Raw genomic sequence first — 3656 nt, 5'->3', positions numbered from 1 at the left:
AGTTTCAGTTTTTGGTTTAGGATATGTTGGATGTGTTAGCATTGCTTGTTTAGCAAACAGCGGACATCAAGTAATTGGATGTGATATTAAACCTGAAAAGGTTGATAAGATAAATAATGGAATACCTACTATTGTAGAAAAGGGTGTTGATTATTTAATTAATAATAACAAAGAAAGAATCTCGGCAACTTTGTCTGTGGAAGAGGCGGTAAAAAACAGTGACATCTCAATAATGTGTGTTGGTACGCCAAGTGATGAAGATGGGCGATTAAATACTACTTTTTTAGAAAGAGCAATTCTCTCCGTTGCTGAAGTACTTAAGACAAAAGACTCATTTCACGTTATCTCAATTAGATCAACAGTACCAGCAGGTACAAATGAAAGCTTGATCAAGAAAATCGAAAATATATCAGGAAAGAAAATTGGTCTGGACTTTGACCTAGTAAGTAATCCTGAATTTTTAAGAGAGGGATCTGCAATTGAAGATTATGTAAACCCTATAGTTACAGTTTTAGGTGTACATGAAGAAAATTCAAAAGCTGTCTCTATGATGAGAGAACTATATGCAGATATTGATGGTGAGTTTAAAGTTGTCTCGGTCAAGTCTGCAGAGATTATTAAATATGTGAATAATTCTTGGCATGCTCTTAAAATTGCTTTCACAAATGAAGTTGGTGATACATGTAAAGCATTGGGTATTGATCCATATGAAGTTATGGGTTTATTTATTAAAGATAATAAATTGAATTTGTCACCTTACTATATGAAGCCCGGTTATGCTTTTGGAGGTCCATGTCTTCCTAAGGACCTTAGGGGACTGGTTAATCTTGCGAAGGACAATGAACTCGACTTAAAGGTGTTGGGTTCAGTAGAAGAATCAAATAATTATCATATTGACGTTTGCTTTAGGGAGTTAGAGAAGCTAGACCTCGTAAGTAGCAAAATTGCTTTTCTAGGAGTAAGTTTTAAGGCTGGAACAGATGATTTACGTTACTCAACAAAGTTTGATCTTTGTAAAAAGATATTTATGATTAATCAAGACCTTATTATTCACGATGTGCATGTGAAAAAGTCTCTAGATAGTAAAATAAACGATGGGTATATTAGAGATGTATTAGGAGATATGGCGGAAAAGATAACTGATGATCTGGATGAAGCTATAAACAATGCGGATATTGTGATATTTAGTCACAATGAGCCTTACTACAGAGGTCTTGGAAAAAAATTGAATAAGAATCAAGTCTTGTTCGAGCTATCAAAGCTAAATGAAGAAGTCATCTGCAGAAGACATGGGGTTTGTTGGTAGAATGAATCTTCTTTTTGTAAAGATTGGTGCTATTGGCGATGTGATAATGGCTCTATCATGTCTCAACGATTTGAAAAAATCTGATCCAGATATTCGTATTACTTGGGTGGTTGGTAAAATTGCTGAACCATTTGTAAAATCTGTAAATTTGGTCGATGAATATATCGTAATAGATGATAGAAAACTGCTAAAGGGAAGTTTAGTCCAAAAAGTTTCCGTCTTGTTTGATATTTGGATAAAACTAGGGTTTAAAAAATTTAATAAAATTTGCATTGGTCATACTGATAAACGCTATAAGATAATTGTTCCATTCTTTTTCTGCAAAAAGATAGATTTATTTTATCCTCTAAAAAATATTCATCATTCTACACAGTATCTAAAGCTTTTAGCTGACAAGGACATAAGTCTAGAGGAAACGGTGGAATTCAATATTGAATCAAGTAAAAATTTCAAATTACCAAGCGACTATATCGTACTATCTCCTGGAGGAGCGTCAAACTTATTAAGGGATGATAATCTAAGGCGTTGGCCGATTAAAAATTACGTAGAACTAGCAAAAAAGTTGTTGGATTTAAATCGAAATGTAGTTATCGTAGGGGGCCCAGGAGATACTTGGGTTACTGAGTATTTCGATGGATTGAATGTTTATAACCTTGTTGCTGAAACAACCCTAGGAGATCTTTACAATATATGTAGAGGCTCGAAAGTTACAATAACACATGATTCTGGACAGCTTCATATAGCAAATGCCGCAGAATCAAGAGTGATAGCACTTTTTGGTCCAACAGAACCAAGCGAAAAAGTACTCTTTCGAAATTCAGAATCATTGTATCTGTGGAGGGGAAATAAGCTACAATGCTCACCTTGCTACGATGGAAAGAATTACTCTTCTACTTGTGAAGAGAATATCTGTCTCAAGGATATCTCACCAGATGAAGTGTTTTCCCTAATTTAGCTTGTGATCAAATTCAGGGACTATCTTTTTTAAACCTTTTATAATTTTATTATGTTCTGATTTATTTTGAATTAAAGTCTTAATTTCTTCATATTTTTTATCACAAGAGTTTTGTAATTTAGCAATTCTGATTTTTTCATGGTTGGTTGGAATAGTTTGGTCACTATCGGATAAAAGTTCCTCATAAAGTTTTTCACCTGGTCTTAAACCAACAAATTCAATATCTATATCATCAAGAGTATGATTTGAAAGTTGTATCATTTCTTTGGCAAGATCTAGGATTTTAACGGGTGATCCCATGTCTAAAACAAATACTTCTCCTCCTTTGCCCATTGAGGCTGCCTGAAGAACAAGTTGACAAGCTTCGGGGATAGACATGAAATATCTTGTTATTTCTGGGTGGGTAACAGTTATGGGACCGCCTTTTGCAATTTGTTCCTTGAAAAGTGGGACAACACTTCCACTACTTCCTAGAACGTTACCGAAGCGTACTGCCATAACTTTCATGTCTGAAATGTTTTCAAAGTAAGAACAAATAAGCTCGGCGCATCTTTTAGAGGCTCCCATTATATTTGTAGGATTAACGGCTTTGTCTGTTGAGATAAGTACAAAGGTTTCAACATCAAAAGATTTTGATGTTGATAAAACATTATCCGTACCAATGATATTTGTATTTATTGCTTGTATCGAATTCTTTTCAATTAGTGGAACATGTTTGTAAGCAGCGGCATGAAGCACAATATGAGGCTTAAATTTACTAAAAGCTTCCTCTAGAGAGCTTGAGTCTCTTATATCACCAAGAAATGGAGTAAAGGTTGAGTCTTGAAATTTAGAGTTGAGCTTTTTTTCAATCTCATAAAGGTTGTATTCACTTTGCTCAAACAAAATTAGGTGCGCGGGTGAGTATTTCAAAATTTCAAAACATAGTTGGGAACCAATGGAGCCACCCGCACCTGTAATTAAGACTCTTTTGTGTTTAATTAACCCTTCAATTTGTTGATTCTCTAAAACGACCTTATCTCTTCCCAGAAGCATTTCAGGACTAATGTCTCTTAGCTCTTGAGGAGTGATTTTATTATTGATAACTTCCTTTAAGGGGGGCAGAGATTTTATTTTTACATTGTTCTTTTTAACGCATTGATCAGCCTTAAATTTTCTTCATTTGAAGCACTTGGGATAGCAAGTAATACTTCTTTAATATCATATTCTGATATTAAGGAACTAGCTAAAGAAATATCCCCTATAACTCTTACTCCGTGAATTTTTTACCATGTTTTTGCCTATCATCATCTAGAGAAAAAAAGTACATTATAAATACTGTGTTTTAGTTTTAATAGTCCATCAAGTAGCTGCTCACCAGCTTCTCCTCCGCCAATAATAATTGTATTAATTTTT

Annotated in this window: 3 protein-coding genes; 2 read left to right on the top strand and 1 reads right to left on the bottom strand. The window is 34.2% G+C overall.

The window, feature by feature from the left end; translation table 11 throughout:
- The coding region (locus M901_RS00540) for a nucleotide sugar dehydrogenase (RefSeq protein WP_021276194.1) at positions 1-1306 on the top strand (1306 nt) is incomplete at its 5' end.
- Positions 1266-2261: a glycosyltransferase family 9 protein gene (locus M901_RS16055; protein ID WP_081653280.1), complete on the top strand. Its 996-nt coding sequence runs from the start codon at positions 1266-1268 to the stop codon at positions 2259-2261. The genes M901_RS00540 and M901_RS16055, both read left to right, overlap by 41 nt.
- Here M901_RS16055 and M901_RS00530 read toward each other — a convergent pair.
- Positions 2253-3296 (bottom strand): UDP-N-acetylglucosamine 4,6-dehydratase family protein, encoded by a 1044-nt coding sequence (locus tag M901_RS00530; RefSeq protein WP_021276195.1) that lies wholly within the window; start codon positions 3294-3296, stop codon positions 2253-2255. The two genes, M901_RS16055 and M901_RS00530, sit on opposite strands and share 9 nt — an antisense overlap.
- Between the last annotated feature and the right edge of the window lie 360 nt (positions 3297-3656).

The sequence above is a fragment of the Bacteriovorax sp. DB6_IX genome (assembly GCF_000447775.1).
Lineage (GTDB): Bacteria > Bdellovibrionota > Bacteriovoracia > Bacteriovoracales > Bacteriovoracaceae > Halobacteriovorax_A.
The sequence above is the reverse complement of the archived record's forward strand: the minus strand, read 5'-3'. Positions and strand labels throughout refer to the sequence as shown.